19 protein-coding genes are annotated in these 15,988 nt (G+C 59.6%); 8 read left to right on the forward strand and 11 right to left on the reverse strand.

Annotated features, from left to right (window positions below; genetic code table 11):
- Positions 1-69: 69 nt before the first annotated feature.
- Positions 70-1,257 (reverse strand): purine nucleoside transporter PunC, encoded by a 1,188-nt coding sequence (punC, locus tag KFZ77_RS08330; protein WP_264385963.1) that lies wholly within the window; start codon positions 1,255-1,257, stop codon positions 70-72.
- 117 nt (positions 1,258-1,374) lie between these two features.
- Here punC and punR point away from each other — a divergent pair, with 117 nt between their 5' ends.
- Entirely contained in the window at positions 1,375-2,286 is a 912-nt protein-coding gene (gene punR / locus KFZ77_RS08335) for a DNA-binding transcriptional activator PunR (RefSeq protein ID WP_031522457.1), read from the forward strand.
- Positions 2,287-2,302: 16 nt separating this feature from the next.
- Here punR and purR read toward each other — a convergent pair whose 3' ends face one another.
- Positions 2,303-3,328 carry an HTH-type transcriptional repressor PurR gene (purR, locus tag KFZ77_RS08340; RefSeq protein ID WP_031522459.1) on the reverse strand — a complete coding sequence of 342 codons (1,026 nt, stop codon included), beginning with the start codon at positions 3,326-3,328 and terminating at the stop codon, positions 2,303-2,305.
- Between the two features lie 296 nt (positions 3,329-3,624).
- Here purR and cydH point away from each other — a divergent pair, with 296 nt between their 5' ends.
- Positions 3,625-3,714: a cytochrome bd-I oxidase subunit CydH gene (gene cydH / locus KFZ77_RS08345; RefSeq protein ID WP_035891304.1), complete on the forward strand. Its 90-nt coding sequence runs from the start codon at positions 3,625-3,627 to the stop codon at positions 3,712-3,714.
- Positions 3,715-3,948: 234 nt separating this feature from the next.
- On the forward strand, positions 3,949-5,115 hold the full coding sequence (locus KFZ77_RS08350; protein ID WP_264385964.1) for an MFS transporter: 1,167 nt from the start codon (positions 3,949-3,951) through the stop codon (positions 5,113-5,115).
- 73 nt (positions 5,116-5,188) lie between these two features.
- Here the strand turns inward: KFZ77_RS08350 and KFZ77_RS08355 are convergent, their stop codons facing one another.
- Positions 5,189-5,971 carry a C40 family peptidase gene (locus tag KFZ77_RS08355; protein WP_264385965.1) on the reverse strand — a complete coding sequence of 261 codons (783 nt, stop codon included), beginning with the start codon at positions 5,969-5,971 and terminating at the stop codon, positions 5,189-5,191.
- 314 nt (positions 5,972-6,285) lie between these two features.
- On the opposite strand from KFZ77_RS08355, the gene KFZ77_RS08360 reads away from it, so the two are divergent.
- The gene (locus tag KFZ77_RS08360) at positions 6,286-6,633 is read left to right on the forward strand and encodes a Grx4 family monothiol glutaredoxin (RefSeq protein WP_031522464.1); all 348 of its coding nucleotides are present in this window, start codon (positions 6,286-6,288) and stop codon (positions 6,631-6,633) included.
- A 40-nt stretch (positions 6,634-6,673) separates the two neighbouring features.
- Here KFZ77_RS08360 and rnt read toward each other — a convergent pair whose 3' ends face one another.
- The 4 genes from rnt to KFZ77_RS08380 form a co-directional block, all read right to left on the reverse strand.
- Positions 6,674-7,327 (reverse strand): ribonuclease T, encoded by a 654-nt coding sequence (rnt, locus tag KFZ77_RS08365; RefSeq protein WP_264385966.1) that lies wholly within the window; start codon positions 7,325-7,327, stop codon positions 6,674-6,676.
- 94 nt (positions 7,328-7,421) lie between these two features.
- Positions 7,422-7,829, reverse strand: a complete 408-nt coding sequence (gloA, locus tag KFZ77_RS08370) for a lactoylglutathione lyase (RefSeq protein ID WP_031522468.1) — start codon at positions 7,827-7,829, stop codon at positions 7,422-7,424.
- A gap of 157 nt (positions 7,830-7,986) precedes the next feature.
- The gene (gene nemA / locus KFZ77_RS08375) at positions 7,987-9,084 is read right to left on the reverse strand and encodes an alkene reductase (protein WP_264385967.1); all 1,098 of its coding nucleotides are present in this window, start codon (positions 9,082-9,084) and stop codon (positions 7,987-7,989) included.
- A 53-nt stretch (positions 9,085-9,137) separates the two neighbouring features.
- A complete protein-coding gene (locus KFZ77_RS08380; protein WP_031522471.1) occupies positions 9,138-9,734 on the reverse strand; it encodes a TetR/AcrR family transcriptional regulator in 597 nt (198 codons plus the stop codon).
- A 119-nt stretch (positions 9,735-9,853) separates the two neighbouring features.
- Between KFZ77_RS08380 and KFZ77_RS08385 the strand changes: the two genes are divergently transcribed.
- From KFZ77_RS08385 to sodC, 3 genes are all read left to right on the forward strand, one after another.
- Positions 9,854-10,093 carry a DUF1289 domain-containing protein gene (locus KFZ77_RS08385; RefSeq protein WP_031522473.1) on the forward strand — a complete coding sequence of 80 codons (240 nt, stop codon included), beginning with the start codon at positions 9,854-9,856 and terminating at the stop codon, positions 10,091-10,093.
- Positions 10,094-10,148: 55 nt separating this feature from the next.
- Entirely contained in the window at positions 10,149-11,045 is an 897-nt protein-coding gene (locus tag KFZ77_RS08390) for an aldo/keto reductase (RefSeq protein WP_264385968.1), read from the forward strand.
- Positions 11,046-11,125: 80 nt separating this feature from the next.
- Complete coding sequence (gene sodC, locus KFZ77_RS08395; RefSeq protein ID WP_264385969.1) at positions 11,126-11,647, forward strand: superoxide dismutase [Cu-Zn] SodC; 522 nt, start codon at positions 11,126-11,128, stop codon at positions 11,645-11,647.
- On the opposite strand, the gene KFZ77_RS08400 is transcribed toward sodC, so the two are convergent.
- Genes KFZ77_RS08400 through KFZ77_RS08410 form a run of 3 tightly spaced genes read right to left on the reverse strand, consistent with a single transcriptional unit; the run spans position 11,640 to position 14,763 of the window.
- A complete protein-coding gene (locus KFZ77_RS08400) occupies positions 11,640-13,670 on the reverse strand; it encodes an FUSC family protein (RefSeq protein WP_264385970.1) in 2,031 nt (676 codons plus the stop codon). The genes sodC and KFZ77_RS08400 overlap by 8 nt on opposite strands.
- A 7-nt stretch (positions 13,671-13,677) precedes the next feature.
- The gene (locus KFZ77_RS08405) at positions 13,678-14,529 is read right to left on the reverse strand and encodes an efflux RND transporter periplasmic adaptor subunit (protein WP_264385971.1); all 852 of its coding nucleotides are present in this window, start codon (positions 14,527-14,529) and stop codon (positions 13,678-13,680) included.
- The gene (locus tag KFZ77_RS08410; RefSeq protein WP_031522481.1) at positions 14,530-14,763 is read right to left on the reverse strand and encodes a DUF1656 domain-containing protein; all 234 of its coding nucleotides are present in this window, start codon (positions 14,761-14,763) and stop codon (positions 14,530-14,532) included.
- A 173-nt stretch (positions 14,764-14,936) separates the two neighbouring features.
- On the opposite strand from KFZ77_RS08410, the gene slyA reads away from it, so the two are divergent.
- The gene (gene slyA, locus KFZ77_RS08415) at positions 14,937-15,377 is read left to right on the forward strand and encodes a transcriptional regulator SlyA (protein WP_031522482.1); all 441 of its coding nucleotides are present in this window, start codon (positions 14,937-14,939) and stop codon (positions 15,375-15,377) included.
- Between the two features lie 45 nt (positions 15,378-15,422).
- Here the strand turns inward: slyA and slyB are convergent, their stop codons facing one another.
- Complete coding sequence (gene slyB / locus KFZ77_RS08420; protein ID WP_031522484.1) at positions 15,423-15,890, reverse strand: outer membrane lipoprotein SlyB; 468 nt, start codon at positions 15,888-15,890, stop codon at positions 15,423-15,425.
- Positions 15,891-15,988 lie beyond the last annotated feature (98 nt).

Below are 15,988 nucleotides of genomic sequence, written 5' to 3' on the forward strand. Positions count from 1 at the left end.
GCCTGGGGTGGGTTCAAGTGAAAAAGGTAGCAGGCTAATCAGGCGATAACGAAATTATCGCCTGGGAAATTACCTGTCGGACGACGAGGCGGCGGTGCGTGCAGGATTGATGCTCGCCTGCATCGCCCAGCCCAGCACCACCAGTACAATCGTAGCCAGCATGACGCTGGTGGTGGCCAGCAGCGGCCAGGCGATCAGCGCTGACACTACCAGGCTTGCGAAGAAGCACAGGCCCAGCTGCAAAGTATTCTGCAGCGCGGCAGCGCGTCCGGTGGCCTGCGGGAAGGGCAGCAGAGCGGCGGCAACCACGATGGGGTAGATAGCGCCGTTCGCCATCGCCATCAGGCAGAACGGGATCAGCAGCAGCGTCAGCGACGAGCCAGCCAGCACGCCAACGGCGAAGGTTGCCACCACGCTCAGGGCAAACGTCGCCAGCAGCCACGGCAGCATGCGCGCCCCGGACCACTTCTGCAGCGCGCTGCGGCAGCCGTACCCGCCTATCAGAAACGCGATAGTCTGCGGAACGTAGCTCAGGCCGATGATGCCCGGACCATAACCCATTTCGCTGAGGATAAACGGTGAGCCGGTCAGCCAGGCGAAGAAGCTCGCTGAGCAGGCGGCATAGATCAGCACGTTACCGGTATAGACGCGGGAGCGCAGCAGGGAGAGAAAGCGCAGCGGAGCGGCCTTTTCGCTGGTTGGATGGCGCGGCAGCGGTTTCAGGCGCAGGGCCGGGATCATCAGCGCGAGGGTGATGCCAAACAGCACCACGAAGATCGCCTGCCAGACGCTGTGGTTGAGGATAAAGCTCCCCAGCAGCGGGGCGAGTGCCGGCGACAGGCCGACCAGCGGCATGATGGTGGCAAAGATGCGCCGCGCGTTGGTCGGGTAATAATCGGTGACCAGCGCCTGCCAGATCACCGCCGCTGAGCAGACTCCGACCGCCTGAATGAAGCGCAGCACCAGCAGGCCGGTGGCGCTTTCGACCCAGACCATGCCGAGGCTGGCGAGGGCGAAAACCGCCAGACCCACCAGCAGCACCGGGCGACGGCCATAGCTGTCAGAGAGCGGTCCCCACAGCAGCTGCGCCAGAGCGAAACCGGCGAGGAACAGGCTCAGGCTGGCGCTGACGGCGGCAGGCGCAACCCCGAGATCCTGCTGAATGGCGGCAAACGCCGGCAGGTACATATCGGTTGCCAGAAAGCCGAGCACGCTCAGCCCGGCAAGCCAGATCAGAAATCCTTTTGATGGACGCATGAACTTTCTCTTTTATCAATCAGTGCAGGTAGACGGGGCGTGAGTGTAAGAAGTGCGTTCCGGCTTGTGAACCGTTAATATTTGTAGATTGCGTTCAAAAATTTTGCAGGCAAAAACATGTGGTCTGAATATTCGCTGGAAGTGGTGGATGCGGTGGCGCGCAACGGCAGCTTTAGCGCGGCAGCCAAAGAGCTGCATCGCGTGCCTTCTGCCGTCAGTTATACCGTGCGTCAGCTGGAGGAGTGGCTGGCGGTGCCGCTGTTTGCGCGCCGCCATCGTGATGTGGAGCTGACCCCCGCCGGGGCGTGGTTTTTGAAGGAGGGGCGCTCTGTTATCAAAAAAATGATGGTCACCCGCCAGCAGTGTCAGCAGATCGCCAACGGCTGGCGCGGCCAGCTGTCGATTGCGGTGGACAATATTGTCCGCCCGGAGCGCACCCGGCAGCTGGTGCTCGACTTCTATCGCCACTTCCCGGACGTGGAGCTGCTGGTCTCTCAGGAGGTGTTCAACGGCGTCTGGGATGCGCTGGCCGACGAGCGCGTCGAGCTGGCGATTGGCGCGACCCAGGCGATTCCGGTCGGCGGGCGCTACGCCTTTCGCGATATGGGGATGCTGAGCTGGCAGTGCGTGGTGGCTGCCAGTCATCCGCTTGCGCAACAGCAGGAGCCAGTGAGCGACGATCGGTTGCGCAACTGGCCATCGCTGGTGCTGGAAGATACCTCGCGCTCGCTGCCGAAGCGTATTACCTGGCTGCTCGATAACCAGCGCCGGCTGGTGGCACCGGACTGGGCCTCGGCGGAGGTGTGTCTCAGCGCCGGATTGTGCATTGGCATGGTGCCGTCGCATTTTGCCAGGCCCTGGCTGGACCGCGGCGAGTGGAAAGCGCTGACGCTGGAGAACCCGTTTCCGGATGCGGCCTGCTGCCTGACGTGGCGGCAGAATGATGCCTCACCGGCGCTGCAGTGGCTGCTGGATTATTTAGGGGACAGTGAAACGCTGAACCGGGAGTGGCTGCGGGAGCCTGAGTGACAGGCTCCCCGCAGGATTAGCGGCGGTAGTCGCGGAACGGACCGTCAGCGACGGAACGGCGTTCGATCAGGCGCGGATGCACCTCGATGGTCTGGGCCTCTTCGCGCTTGCTGGTGATCCTGTCCAGCAGCATGTTGAAGGCCGTCTCGCCCAGCGAATCCTTCGGCTGGTGGATAGTGGTCAGCGCCGGGCTGAAGAAACGCGCGTTGCGCACGTTGTCATAGCCAATCACAGAAATATCCTGCGGTACGCGCAGACCCATCTCATCCGCGGCACAGATGGCGCCCATCGCCATGATGTCGCCGCCGCAGAATACCGCGGTAGGGCGGTGCGCCTGAGAGAGGATCTGCTGCATTGCGCGGTACCCGGATTCCGGCTCGAAGTCGCCCTGCACGATCCAGGCCTCCGGCACCGCAATCTGCGCCTCTTTCATTGACTGCATAAAGCCTGCCAGGCGGCCTGCGCCGGTGTTGCGCTCCAGCGGGCCGGGAATGACGCCGATGTCACGGTGTCCGCGCTCAATCAGATAGCGCCCGGCCATGTAACCGCCCTTGAAGGCGTTATCGATAACCGAATCAGTAAAGTCGGCGCGCGCTTCGCCCCAGTCCATGACGACCATCGGAATGTGGCGATACTCTTCCAGCATGCCGATCAGCGAATCCGGATACTCTGAGCACATTACCAGCAGACCGTCGACGCGCTTCTGCGCCATCATCGACAGGTAAGCGCGCTGCTTCTCCTGGTTGTTGTAGGCGTTGCCGAGCAGCAGGGTGTAGCCTTTGGCGAAGCAGTTTTTTTCCACCGCTTCGATGATTTCGGCGAAATACGCGGCTTCGCTGCTGGTCGCCAGCAGGCCAATCGATTTCGTATGGTTCACTTTCAGGCTGCGGGCGACCGCGCTGGGTGAATAGTGCAGCTCTTTAATCGCTGCCCACACCGCGTTGCGCGTCTCTTCCGCAACAAAACGCGTCTTGTTAATGACGTGTGAAACAGTTGTAGTAGAAACGTTTGCTTTTTTCGCGACGTCTTTAATTGTTGCCATGAAATATCACTCCAGACCACCCTCTAAACTCCTGAAATTTATCAAGGTAAACGTTTGCCTGTGTTAAGCCTCGGTTGCAACCATGTTGTGTTGCAAATGACCGGGAGAGTTACACCAAACGTCAGGAGGGAGTAGTGGCCGGTAAACAAAATAATTTAGCGACGAATTTTGGCCGATCCGCAGCAAAAGTGGAAGCGTTAATACGCATATCAAACTAAATCGCAGGGGATTTTTCGCACGAACTATGCAAAAATGATCAAGACCTGCTTTTTACAGGGATATTCTGGAGCCAAAAAATGAACAAAGATCTGAAATTTTCACTGCTGACGACCGTTATCACGCTGGGTTTGATCGTTTTCGGCGCGCTGACCGCCATTCTGCACTAAAAAATCGCCCCTGAAACGGGAGGGAAGCCGCTTCTCTCCCGTTTGCGCAACAACAGTGTGACCCTCCTCCCGTTTTACCCTCCGATAATTAACAATTCAGCAATAGTCTTTAGCATGTTTTGTCACTTCTGTTTTTGTTTACAAACTGTCATTCTTTCGCTCCCTGAATGATCACCGCTCCGGCGGTAACGGCCAGACCGGATTACACGGCGTCTGGCCCGGAGTAAAAATGCTATGAAAATCAACTTTCCGCTGCTTGCCCTGGCTATCGGCGCTTTTGGGATTGGTACCACAGAATTCTCACCGATGGGGCTGCTGCCGGTTATCGCCGACGGGGTTAACGTCTCCATTCCCGCCGCCGGGATGCTGATTAGCGCCTATGCGGTTGGGGTGATGATTGGCGCACCGCTGATGACGCTGCTGCTGTCGCATCGCGCACGCCGCAATGCCCTGATCTTCCTGATGGCTATCTTCACTCTCGGCAATGTGCTGTCTGCCATCGCCCCGGACTACACGACGCTGATGCTGTCGCGCATTCTCACCAGCCTCAACCACGGCGCGTTCTTCGGGCTGGGTTCCGTGGTGGCGGCAAGCGTGGTGCCGAAGCACAAACAGGCCAGCGCGGTAGCAACCATGTTTATGGGGCTGACCATCGCCAATATCGGTGGCGTTCCGGCCGCGACCTGGCTGGGTGCCACCATCGGCTGGCGCATGTCGTTCCTCGCCACCGCCGGGCTGGGCGTTATCGCCATGCTGAGCCTCTGGCTGTCGCTGCCGAAGGGCAGTGCCGGCGAGCGGCCTGACGTGCGTAAAGAGCTGTCGGTACTGCTGCGTCCGCAGGTGCTGAGTGCGCTGCTGACCACGGTACTGGGTGCCGGCGCCATGTTCACGCTCTACACCTATATTGCCCCGGTGCTGCATGACGTTACCGCCGCCACTCCGGCATTTATTACCGGCATGCTGGTGCTGATTGGCGTGGGCTTCTCCATCGGTAACTTCCTCGGCGGCAAGCTGGCTGACCGTTCGGTCAACGGCACGCTGAAAGGGTTTCTGTTGTTGCTGATCGTGATTATGGCCGCTATTCCGTGGCTGGCACGCACCGAGCCTGGCGCAGCCATCAGCATGGTGGTGTGGGGCGCGGCTACTTTTGCGGTGGTGCCGCCGCTGCAGATGCGTGTGATGCGCGTCGCCAGCGAAGCACCGGGGCTGTCATCCTCGGTGAATATCGGGGCGTTCAACCTCGGTAATGCGCTGGGCGCGGCAGCGGGCGGGGCGGTGATCTCCGCAGGCCTGAGCTACAGCGTGGTGCCTGTGATGGGTGCCGCGATCGCCGCAGCGGGTCTGCTGCTGGTGCTGATCGCCTCGCGTAAACCCCAGGCGCAGGCGTGCGCGGCTGAATAACGCGTTGCGCATCACGCGCAGGCAATAAAAAAGGAGAAGGGATAACCTTCTCCTTTTTTTATATCCGCTCGCTTCAGCGAATGGTTTTCGGAGTCATCACCCGGCGCGCGCCCACGTAGTGGCGCTTCCAGTAGTCTTCGCTCAGACTGGTGATCTGAATGCCCTGGCCGCTGCTCGGGGACTGAATAAATTTGCCGTTGCCCATGTAAACGCCGACGTGATCGGCGGTGCCGCGACCCTGGGTGCGGAAGAACACCAGATCGCCGGTTTCAAGCGCGCCACGATCCACTGCGGCGGCATCGCGCAGGTGGTACATTTCGTTGGCGGTGCGCGGAATGCGGAACTTCACCAGATCTTTATAGGCATACCACACCAGGCCGCTGCAGTCGAAACCGGTACGCGGCGAGGTGCCGCCCCAGCGATAAGGTTTGCCAATCTGCTGGATCAGCTTCGACATCGCGGTTTTCTGCGCTTTCTGCACCCGCAGCTTGTGCGCATCGGCGATGGTGAGCCCTTTAGTCCTGCGTGATTTCAGACAGGCGCTGGCGTTACGGCTTTTGCGGCAGGCGGCGGAAGTGGTGCTGGCGACACGAGAAACGGTGCGGGTGGTGCGAGAAGCTGTTTTTGGCGAGGTGCTACGTTTCTTGAGTGCGGTGGGGCTTTTTTTACTTTTTTCGATGCGCTTTTTCGCCGGGGTGGATTTCTTTTTCGCTTTCGCGTTGGTCGCGGTACTGGTTTTTTGTACCTTCGCCGGACGCGCGTGCTCGGACGCCACCGCCAGCGGCGTTGCGACAAAGGAAAATGTTGTCAGTAATACAGCACAGAGCGTGACTGAGATGGTCTTAATACGCGCCACTGGCTAGTCCCTCTTTAGATGCAGGCAACAATGCGAGCACTATACTAGTGCAAAACCAGACGATTCTAATCGAAAAAAAGCGGGAAAGTTAATAGCCATTTCGTCTGATACGCGGTGTGTCGCACAATATGTTGCCTGCGCAGGCGCAACGAGATTTCGTGGGGCATCGGCAAGAAAAATGTTATTCTTCAGGTATGTTTAACGACGGCGTATCCGTTCCGTGAATCGCGGCCTGCAAAATGCTGTTTTCCGGGGCGACGGGTAGCCGCTACAATAACAGGCTATTGCCGTATCAAGCTTGAGGAAGTGAGACAATGAGCGACACCATCGAAAAAATTCAGCGCCAGATTACTGAGAACCCGATCCTGCTGTACATGAAAGGTTCCCCGAAACTGCCGAGCTGCGGCTTCTCTGCCCAGGCCGTACAGGCGCTTTCCGCCTGCGGCGAGCGCTTCGCCTACGTGGACATTCTGCAGAACCCGGACATCCGCGCCGAGCTGCCGAAATACGCGAACTGGCCGACCTTCCCGCAGCTGTGGGTTGACGGCGAGCTGGTTGGCGGCTGCGATATCATCATCGAAATGTATCAGCGTGGCGAACTGCAGCCGCTGATCAAAGAGACCGCGGCGAAGTACCAGTCCGCAGAGCCAGACGCAGAATAAGCGTCAGGTAAAAAAAAGGCGACCCGCGGGTCGCCTTTTTTTATGCTTCCGGTTCCGCCAGCGGCGCCAGCGGCCAGCCGCCGAGACGCTTCCAGCGGTTGACGATTTCGCAGAACAGCAGGGCAGTCTGCTCGGTATCGTACAGCGCCGAATGCGCCTGAGCGCTGTCGAACGGAATGCCCGCCGCGATACAGGCTTTCGCCAGCACCGTCTGACCCAGCGCCAGACCGCTCAGGGCGGCGGTGTCGAAGGTGACGAACGGATGGAACGGGTTACGTTTCAGCGAGGCGCGCTCGGCGGCGGCCATCATAAAGCTGTGATCGAACGTGGCATTGTGCGCCACCATGATCGCCCGGTTACAGCCGCTGTCCTTCATACCTTTGCGTACCGCTTTGAAGATAGCGTGCAGGGCATCATATTCGCTGACTGCACCGCGCAGCGGGTTGTGCGGATCGATGCCGTTGAACGCCAGCGCTTCCGGTTGCAGGACCGCGCCCTCGAACGGCTCGACGTGAAAATGGTGTTTCTCGTCAATGCTCAGCCAGCCTTGCTCGTCCATTTTCAGCGTGACGGCAGCAATTTCCAGCAGCGCGTCCGTTCTGGCATTGAATCCGGCGGTTTCCACGTCAATCACAACGGGATAAAAGCCACGGAAACGGTCACAGAGACCGGTAAGTTGAGCAGTGTCTGACATTAAGCGTCTCTTGGAGTCAAAAAAAAGCAGCGCGCATTATGGCAAATTTCAGGAAGGGATGCAGTAATACGGGCGCGATTGCGCCCGTCGGAGATTAATTGCCGAGACCTTTACCGGCGTCTTTCGCCTCGATCAGCTCAATTTTGTAACCATCTGGATCTTCCACGAACGCGATGACGGTGGTACCGCCTTTCACCGGACCCGCTTCACGGGTGACGTTGCCGCCGTTCTGACGGATGCGCTCGCAGGCTTCCACGGCGTTATCGACTTCCAGCGCGATGTGACCGTAAGCATTGCCCAGCTCATAGCTGTCCACGCCCCAGTTATAGGTCAGCTCAATTACCGCTTCTTCGCTTTCCGGGCCGTAACCCACGAAGGCCAGAGAGTATTTGTACTCTGTGTTTTCACTGGTACGCAGCAGTTTCATGCCCAGCACGTTGGTGTAAAACTCGATAGAACGCTGCAGGTCGCCGACACGTAACATGGTGTGAAGTAAGCGCATAATTTCCTCTTGGTGTAATCCCGCCCGCTGCCGTGACCAGTGCCGCGACAGCTAACGTCGTGTTATGCGGGCAGGGGATAGTGAGTTATTTTTTCAGGTGTTTTTAAGAAACACTGTTTTAGTATAGCGGCGGATCGCCGCCGCTATCAATGCAGGATCACAGGGTCGGGTAGTCGATGTAGCCTTCTGCGCCGCCGCCGTAGAAGGATTCCGGACGCTGCGGGTTGAGTTCCGCTTTTTTATGCAGGCGCTCTACCAGATCCGGGTTGGCGATGTAGTCGCGACCAAACGCCACGGCATCGATCAGCCCTTTTTCAATCAGCGCTTCGGCTTTCTCCGGGGTATAAGCTCCCGCACCGATGATCACACCGTCGAAACGCGCGCGCACTTTCTCGCGGAACGCCTCGGTGTAGGATTCACCGCCCGCCCAGTCCGGCTCGGACATGTGCAGATAGGCGATGCCACGCTTGTTCAGCTCTTCAATCAGGTACAGCGCATCGGCTTCTTCATTCGGGCCGTTATCGACGTTCTGGAAAGTACCGATCGGCGACACGCGGATACCGATGCGATCGGCGCTCCACTCTTCACACACGGCGTCAATCACTTCCAGCACCAGGCGAGCGCGGTTTTCAACGCTGCCGCCGTACTGGTCGGTACGCTGGTTGGAAGTCGGGGAGAGGAACTGGTGCAGCAAGTAGCCGTGCGCGCCGTGCAGCTCAACCATGTCGAAGCCGGCATCGCGGGCGTTGCCCACCGCCTGACGGAAATCATTCACGATCCCCGGAATTTCGCTGGTTTCCAGCGCGCGCGGGGTAGTGGTGTCGACGCGAATGGCGTTGCCGTTCTCATCGCGCAGCGAGGTGCGGGTTCCGGCGTTAATGGCCGACGGCGCGACCGGTGCCTGCTGGCCCGGCTGGATGCTGCTGTGGGAAATACGGCCCGTGTGCCAGAGCTGAACGGCGATGCGACCGCCTTCCTGATGCACGGCAGCGGTGATGTTTTTCCAGGCGGCAATCTGCTCGGCAGTGTGCAGGCCTGGCGCGCCGGCGTAACCTTTCGCCTGGAAAGAGATCTGGGTGGCTTCGCTGATAATCAGACCAGAGCTGGCGCGCTGGCGGTAGTATTCGGTCATCAGCGGGGTGGGGATATCACCCGGCTCGATGCTGCGCAGACGCGTCAGCGGGGCCATAAATACGCGGTTCGGGGCTTCAATCGCACCCACTTTAAGCGAGGTAAACAGTTTTTCCTGGGACATCATGACTCCTGAGTAGACCGGTCGTCTAGTAAATGAGTAAAAATAAGTGCCTGTCAGGCAGGCACCGCTAATAAAGACTGCATGTAGCGTAGCGTACTCTCCAGCGGCGTGGCGCTGCGCGAGATCTTCGCCTGCAGATTACCGCCCAGCCACAAGGCATACAGCGCCTGCGCCAGCGCGCGAGGGTCGTCCACGGCAGTAAGACTCTTCTCTGCTACGCCCTGCTCAATGGATTCTGCCAGCAGGGCGATGATTTGCGCTGCGCCCTGGTCAAGGGCGATGCGCATATCTTCGGAAAGATCGCACACTTCGGCAGAGAGTTTTACCGTCAGGCAGCCACTGATCATGCCGCACTGGCGGAACTGCTGCAGATTCTGCTCATACCAGCTCAGCAGGCGATCACGCTGCGTACCGGGGCTTTGCGTAAAGTGCTGGCGCAGCGTTGCCAGGTAGCAGGTGTAGTGTCGCTCCAGCATGCAGGCACCGAAGGCCTCTTTCGAGCGAAAATAGTGGTAGAACGATCCCTTCGGCACCTCGGCGGTTTTCAGCAGTTCGCTGAGCCCCATGCCGGTAAAGCCGCGATGCAGGCAGAGCCGCTCGCCGGTGGCAAGGAGGTGTTCGCGGGTATCGTGTTCAGTATCTCTGTTCATGCCGCACAGACTACTAGACCGAACGGTCTAGTGCAAGCCTCTCATGCTTATCAGGGCAGGCTTGCATCCTGCCGCCGGAGAGGCTTCAATTGTAGCAGGGGTGTTAACCAGGAGACGGCGTGGCTGAACAACTTGAGTTTTTCCCAATTCAGAGTCCCTGCCGGGGCATCTGCCAGGTCGATGAGCGCGGCTTCTGCAAAGGGTGCATGCGCAGCCGCGATGAGCGCTTTAACTGGCAGAGCCTGAGCGATACCCAGAAGCAGGAGGTGCTGCGCCTGTGCCGCCAGCGTCTGCTGCGCAAGCTGCGTGCCGGAAAAAACCAGCCGCCCGATGAAGAGCAGCAGCCCTCACTGTTTTAGCCGCGCATTCCTTTTATACTCACTGCCATTTTTCTACTTTACTAAGGATCTGTTTATGGTTGAGCGCATAACCCTGGCCCCGCAGGGACCGGAATTTTCGCGTCTGGTGATGGGCTACTGGCGGCTGATGGACTGGAAGATGTCCGCCCGGGAGCTGGCGACGTTTATTGAGCAGCATCTCGATCTCGGTATCACCACGGTCGATCACGCAGATATCTATGGTGGCTACCAGTGCGAGGCGGCGTTTGGCGAGGCGCTGCGCCTGGCCCCGCACCTGCGCAGCCGCATGGAGATCGTCACCAAATGCGGCATTGCCACTACCGCAAATCCCGCGCATCAGCTCGGGCACTACATCACCACCCGCGACCATATTCTTTCCAGCGCTGATGCCTCGCTGAAACATCTCGCCACCGACTACCTCGATCTGCTGCTGATCCACCGCCCGGACCCGCTGATGGATGCCGATGAGGTGGCTGAGGCGTTCACGACGCTGCACCAGAGCGGAAAAGTGCGCCACTTCGGCGTATCCAACTTCACGCCGGCGCAGTTTGCGCTGCTGCAGTCGCGCCTGCCGTTCACCCTGGCGACTAACCAGGTAGAGATCTCCCCGGTGCACCAGCCGCTGCTGCTCGACGGCACGCTGGATCAGCTCCAGCAGTTGCGCATTCGTCCGATGGCATGGTCATGCCTCGGCGGCGGGCGTCTGTTCAATGATGAGTCTTTCCGGGCGCTGCGCGACGAGCTGCAGACGGTGGCGCAGGAGATCGGGGCGCAGAGCATTGAGCAGGTGGTGTACGCCTGGATCATGATGCTGCCGTCGCGTCCGCTGCCGATTATCGGCTCCGGGAAAATCGAACGCGTGCAGAGCGCGGTAGCGGTGCTGTCGCTGACCCTCACGCGCCAGCAGTGGTTCCGCATTCGCAAGGCGGCGCTGGGCTACGACGTTCCATAAGGCTGAAAATGGCCTCCTTCCCGGTGACAATCGCGCGTCTGGTATAGACTTAAAGCGAATTCGAACCCGAAGGAGGCAACATGAAGCGTTTGAGTCTGGCTATGTTGACACTGTGTGCCTGCGCCACTGCGCATGCCGCCAGTCAGGATGTGGAGTTGAATCTTGTCACCGACCAGGGCATTGGCCCGTCGGTCGGCACGGTAAAAATCACCGAAACCGATAAGGGGCTGGAGTTTGCGCCCGACCTCAAAGCCCTGCCGCCCGGCGAGCACGGGTTCCATATTCACACCAATGGCACCTGCCAGCCGGCGATAAAAGCGGGCAAAGCCACGGCGGCGGAAGCAGCCGGGGGCCATTTCGATCCTCACAACACCGGTAAACATCTGGGGCCGGAAGGCGACGGCCATCTCGGCGATCTGCCGGTGCTGACGGTGAACTATGACGGCATCGCCACCGATCCGGTGGTCGCCCCGCGCATCAAGAAGATTGATGAAGTGAAAAATCGGGCACTGATGGTTCACGTCGGCGGGGATAACATGGCCGATCATCCGAAACCCCTTGGCGGCGGCGGTGAGCGCTACGCCTGCGGCGTCATTAAGTAACGCCGGTAGTGGCAAGCAGGCTGCCCGGCGGGGGAGCCTGCTCCAGCTGCGACAGCGAACAGTAGAGCCGCCAGATTAACGCCGCCAGATCCTGAGCTGCAGGCTGATGATGTTGCGCCAGCACCTCACTGATGCGGTGCAGTTCGGCAAGCGTCGCGCTCAGCGTGCGCTGGTGCACCCCACGCTCGCTCATCACCTCACTCAATAGCGAAACGGCGACATCCCGCACCTGTGCAAGCGGATCGGAGCGGGTTTCCCAGTCGCGCAGTTGCCACACCACGTGAGAGCAGTTCAGTAGCACCACGCCCCAGCGCAGCAGCCAGCGCCGCGCGGCGTCCTCTTTACTCCCGCTCAGCTGACTGATGTGGTGATACACCCGTGATTCAAACTCTCCTTCACTGTGCTGTGGCCTGCGGCTGAGCTGATCGATAAATCCGCGCCGGATGGCCCGGATATGACGTCGGCCTTTGCGGGTATCCGACCCCGGACGCAGCACAGCAAAAGCCAGCCATGAGACGCCCACCCCAACGATTTTCGCCAGATCGTCATTGAGGAAATCAGCAAAATCGAAGGTTGGTGGATTGGTCACCGCAATAAACGAACCCATAAACACGATTAGCTGGCCCCACAGCCCGGCCAGCTTCGGCTGCTGCAGCTTCATCAGCTGCATGGTGACGAGCAGCGGCAGGAGGAACATCAGGAACTGCCACAGCGCGCTAATCTGCACCATCAGGCCGAACTTTATTCCGAAGCTGAACAGCGTCAGCAGCAGTAGCGTGCGCATCAGCAGGGTAAAGGAGCGGAACGGCGCGGGCGAGGAGGAGTAAAGCACGCAGCTGATCGCCGCCAGCGACAGGGCACTGCTGCCGGCATCCCACTGGGTGGTGATACACCAGGCCCCGGTAAAGGTGATAACGCAAAAGGTGCGCAACCCGCTCCACAGCGCTTCGATGTTATCGGTATGACGCGCCAGCGCGGCGGTTTTCGGCGGCGTAAAGCGCGACACCGGCGTGGCGCTTTCCACGTCGCGCAGCCAGCGGCGGTTATTGAGGTAGATCCAACAGAAGGCGCGCAGCCGCTCGAAGAAGGCGCGCTGGCGGTAATCTGCCGTGCTGTCGGGGGTAATCTGCACCAGCAGGCGTGCCACGCTGAGCTTGTCGGCGCGCGGATCGGCAAGCAGAGTGAGAAGCTGCTGCAGCACCGGCCACAGGCGGGCGGGGGGATGGGGCCAGTTAACCAGCATGCGCCGCTGGCTGGAGATCATACTGGTGAGCCGCAGCTGCTGGTGAAGCAGGTAGTTCAGCAGGTTGTTTTGCCGGCGAAAGCGGTAATGACTCCAGAACGCCTGAATACGCAGCAGGTTAAGGGTGAGGATCTGGCCGATCACCGTTTCGTGTGCGCTGCGGATGGCCTCGTTGCTGTCCGGCTGCCACAGCAGGCTGGCGTGCTCCAGCAGGCGGCCATGCATGTTTTTCAGCGCGGTGATAAACGCATTGCCGTCTGCGCTGCCGGGCAGCACCATCATCATAAACCCGCCGCAGAGGATACCGATGATCACCTCGCAGACCCGCGCCTGCGCCAGATCCCACAGCTCGACGATCTCCACGGTTATGATCAGGCTGAAGGCGATGATGGCAGCGGTATACCCCGCAAGCTGGAAGGCATAGGCGGCGTTATTCTGAAAATGACTCGCCGCCCAGGTGCACAGCCCGAGCCAGGCCGCCATTGCCAGGGTGAACAGCCACGGGTCGTTGAGGGTATGGCCAGCGATGATCAGCGACGCGCTGGCCCCAAGCAGGCTGCCGGCGATGCGCCCGAGACTCTTACTCACCACGCCGCCGACGGTGGGAAAGCTTACCACCGCGGCCGAGGTCATTGCCCAGTAAGGTTCATCCAGCGTAAGGGCGTAGGCGAGGGTAAGCGCCAGACACATGGCGATGGCGTTGCGCAGGGCGTAACGCCACTGGACGGCGGTGGCTTTGCCCCAGGGCGAGTGTTGCCACTCCAGCCATTTCATCGTCATGGCGGGATCAGCGCGACAGCGAGAGGGTACAGGTGGTGCCCGAGACCAGCGTCACGCCGTCCGGCACGCGGTCCAGCGCGATACGCACCGGCACACGCTGGGCCAGCCGCACCCAGGGCACGTTGGGTTTGATATCCGGCACCAGCCCGCTGTCGCTCTCCACGCTCTGATCGTAGATGGCGCGTCCGATACTGGACACGCGGCCGCTCAGCGGGATATCGCCGCTGTACAACTCCACCCTGGCGCGATCGCCGATGCGGATATGGCGTAGCTTGGTCTCTTCGAAATAGCCCACCACGTAAAACGACCGGCTGTCGATCAGGGCAAACACCGGCTGGCCCTGGGTCGCGTAGTTGCCGGGGCGCGTTGTGAGGTTCGTCACCCAGCCGTCCACCGGCGCGGTCACCGTGGTCTGCGCGAGCTGCCACTGAGCCTGTTTCAGCGTCGCCCGGGCAACGTCGCGCTCGGCCAGCTTCTGTTTGACGGTCATGTTGGCGGACTCAAGATCCTCAGCGGAAATGTAGTTGTGCGGCAGATGCTGACGCCGGGCCGCTTCACTGCGAGCCTCTGCCAGATCCGCTTCACTGCGCGCCAGCTGGGCGTCGGCGTTCAGTACCGCAATCTCATACGGGGTTTTATCCAACGTGAACAGCACCTCGCCGGCCTTGACGTGCTGGTTATCGACGACGTTAAGCATGCGGACAGTGCCGGACACCTGCGGCGTAATGCTCACCTGTTCCGCCCGCACCTTGCCATCGCGTGTCCAGGGCGACTGCATGTAATAGGTCCACACCAGCCAGCCCGCCGTCAGCGCGAGGGCCACCACCAGCAGCGTGGAGAAATATTTCAGGGTTTTCATCTATATCACCAGCACCAGCACGCCGAGGCAGACAGAAAGGGAAAACAGCGACAGGTCCATCAGCGTGGGATGCCAGACGTCGCCGGAATAGAGCCAGCCGCGCAGGGCGCGATGAACCACCAGCCAGATGAAAAAACCGATGAACACGGCTTTAAACAGCGGTGGAAAATAGACCGACGCGCCAAAAACCAGGTCCTGAAGCGGAAATCCTGGTAAGCAAAACGTAAATTTCACCTAAGATCATCCTTTAATAGGGGAGAGAGACTGCCGTTTCCCGGGACCTGTTGTATTATGAAATTATATCTTTTTGCATAACGCCAGCAAAAGTAAGACAAATGTTTGCTGATTTACGCACTGCAGCGTAGTCTAAAATCAGCACAATAACTTAGCAAGCTAATTATAAGGAGATGAAATTGGAATCGCCACTGGGATCCGATTTAGCCCGCTTGGTGCGCATCTGGCGTGCTCTGATTGACCATCGCCTCAAGCCTCTGGAGCTGACCCAGACGCACTGGGTGACGCTGCACAATATCCATCAGCTGCCGCCTGACCAGTCGCAAATTCAGCTGGCAAAAGCGATTGGCATTGAACAGCCCTCGCTGGTGCGCACGCTCGATCAGCTGGAAGAGAAGGGGCTGATTTCCCGTCACACCTGCGCCAATGACCGCCGGGCGAAGCGCATCAAGCTGACTGAAAAAGCGGAGCCGATCATTGAGGAGATGGAGGATGTGATCCGCAAAACCCGGGGGGAGATCCTGTCGGGCATCAGTGCGGAGGAGCTGGACGCGCTGGTAAATCTGGTGTCGCGCCTGGAGCAGAACATCATCTCGCTGCAGGGCCGCAGCTAAAAAAAAGCCTCACCATCGGGTGAGGCTTTTTTATCTCCTGCGCCGTTAGCGAGGAGACACGGTAACCTGGCTGCCGTTGTTCGCCATCACGACGCGCTGACCGGCTGCAAACTGGGTTTTACCCTGTTTCTGCACCACCATAATGGTGTTGCCGTCATCTTTACGGATCTCAAGCTCTACGCCCTGGGATTTATTCATAGACCCCTGCACGCCCTGACCCGCCACGCCGCCGGCAATCGCGCCCGCTGCGGTAGCCAGTGAACGCCCGGTGCCACCGCCGACGGTGTTACCGAGGAAACCACCCAGCACCGCGCCGCCGAGTGCGCCAATTACGTTTTCGTCACTGCCGCCCTGAATCTGAACCGGACGCACATGCACCACCGTACCGTAGGTGACGTTCTGAACCTGCTTGGCTTCAGAGGCGGTATATACATCGCCGGACAGGCTGTTGTCATTCACGCAGCCTGCCAGCGTAAAGCTCACCAGCGAAATAGCCAGTACACGTTTAATCATTCTGAATCTCCTGTTCACATTCAGCCGCTCTCATGAGCATCCGTCATAGGTAGATTATAAGGCAAATTTCTGCCGCGTTTCATCGCGTTCTCGATGCA

The organism is Siccibacter colletis, assembly GCF_025914095.1.
Lineage (GTDB): Bacteria > Pseudomonadota > Gammaproteobacteria > Enterobacterales > Enterobacteriaceae > Siccibacter > Siccibacter colletis.

Coding starts and splice junctions, on each gene's coding strand:
- punR (WP_031522457.1), top strand. CDS start 1,375: ATGTGGTCTGAATATTCGCTGGAAGTGGTGGATGCGGTGGCGCGCAAC.
- purR (WP_031522459.1), bottom strand. CDS start 3,328: ATGGCAACAATTAAAGACGTCGCGAAAAAAGCAAACGTTTCTACTACA.
- gloA (WP_031522468.1), bottom strand. CDS start 7,829: ATGCGCTTACTTCACACCATGTTACGTGTCGGCGACCTGCAGCGTTCT.
- KFZ77_RS08400 (WP_264385970.1), bottom strand. CDS start 13,670: ATGACGATGAAATGGCTGGAGTGGCAACACTCGCCCTGGGGCAAAGCC.
- KFZ77_RS08405 (WP_264385971.1), bottom strand. CDS start 14,529: ATGAAAACCCTGAAATATTTCTCCACGCTGCTGGTGGTGGCCCTCGCG.
- KFZ77_RS08380 (WP_031522471.1), bottom strand. CDS start 9,734: ATGAACAGAGATACTGAACACGATACCCGCGAACACCTCCTTGCCACC.
- cydH (WP_035891304.1), top strand. CDS start 3,625: ATGAACAAAGATCTGAAATTTTCACTGCTGACGACCGTTATCACGCTG.
- KFZ77_RS08350 (WP_264385964.1), top strand. CDS start 3,949: ATGAAAATCAACTTTCCGCTGCTTGCCCTGGCTATCGGCGCTTTTGGG.
- nemA (WP_264385967.1), bottom strand. CDS start 9,084: ATGTCCCAGGAAAAACTGTTTACCTCGCTTAAAGTGGGTGCGATTGAA.
- sodC (WP_264385969.1), top strand. CDS start 11,126: ATGAAGCGTTTGAGTCTGGCTATGTTGACACTGTGTGCCTGCGCCACT.
- KFZ77_RS08390 (WP_264385968.1), top strand. CDS start 10,149: ATGGTTGAGCGCATAACCCTGGCCCCGCAGGGACCGGAATTTTCGCGT.
- KFZ77_RS08360 (WP_031522464.1), top strand. CDS start 6,286: ATGAGCGACACCATCGAAAAAATTCAGCGCCAGATTACTGAGAACCCG.
- punC (WP_264385963.1), bottom strand. CDS start 1,257: ATGCGTCCATCAAAAGGATTTCTGATCTGGCTTGCCGGGCTGAGCGTG.
- slyB (WP_031522484.1), bottom strand. CDS start 15,890: ATGATTAAACGTGTACTGGCTATTTCGCTGGTGAGCTTTACGCTGGCA.
- slyA (WP_031522482.1), top strand. CDS start 14,937: ATGAAATTGGAATCGCCACTGGGATCCGATTTAGCCCGCTTGGTGCGC.
- rnt (WP_264385966.1), bottom strand. CDS start 7,327: ATGTCAGACACTGCTCAACTTACCGGTCTCTGTGACCGTTTCCGTGGC.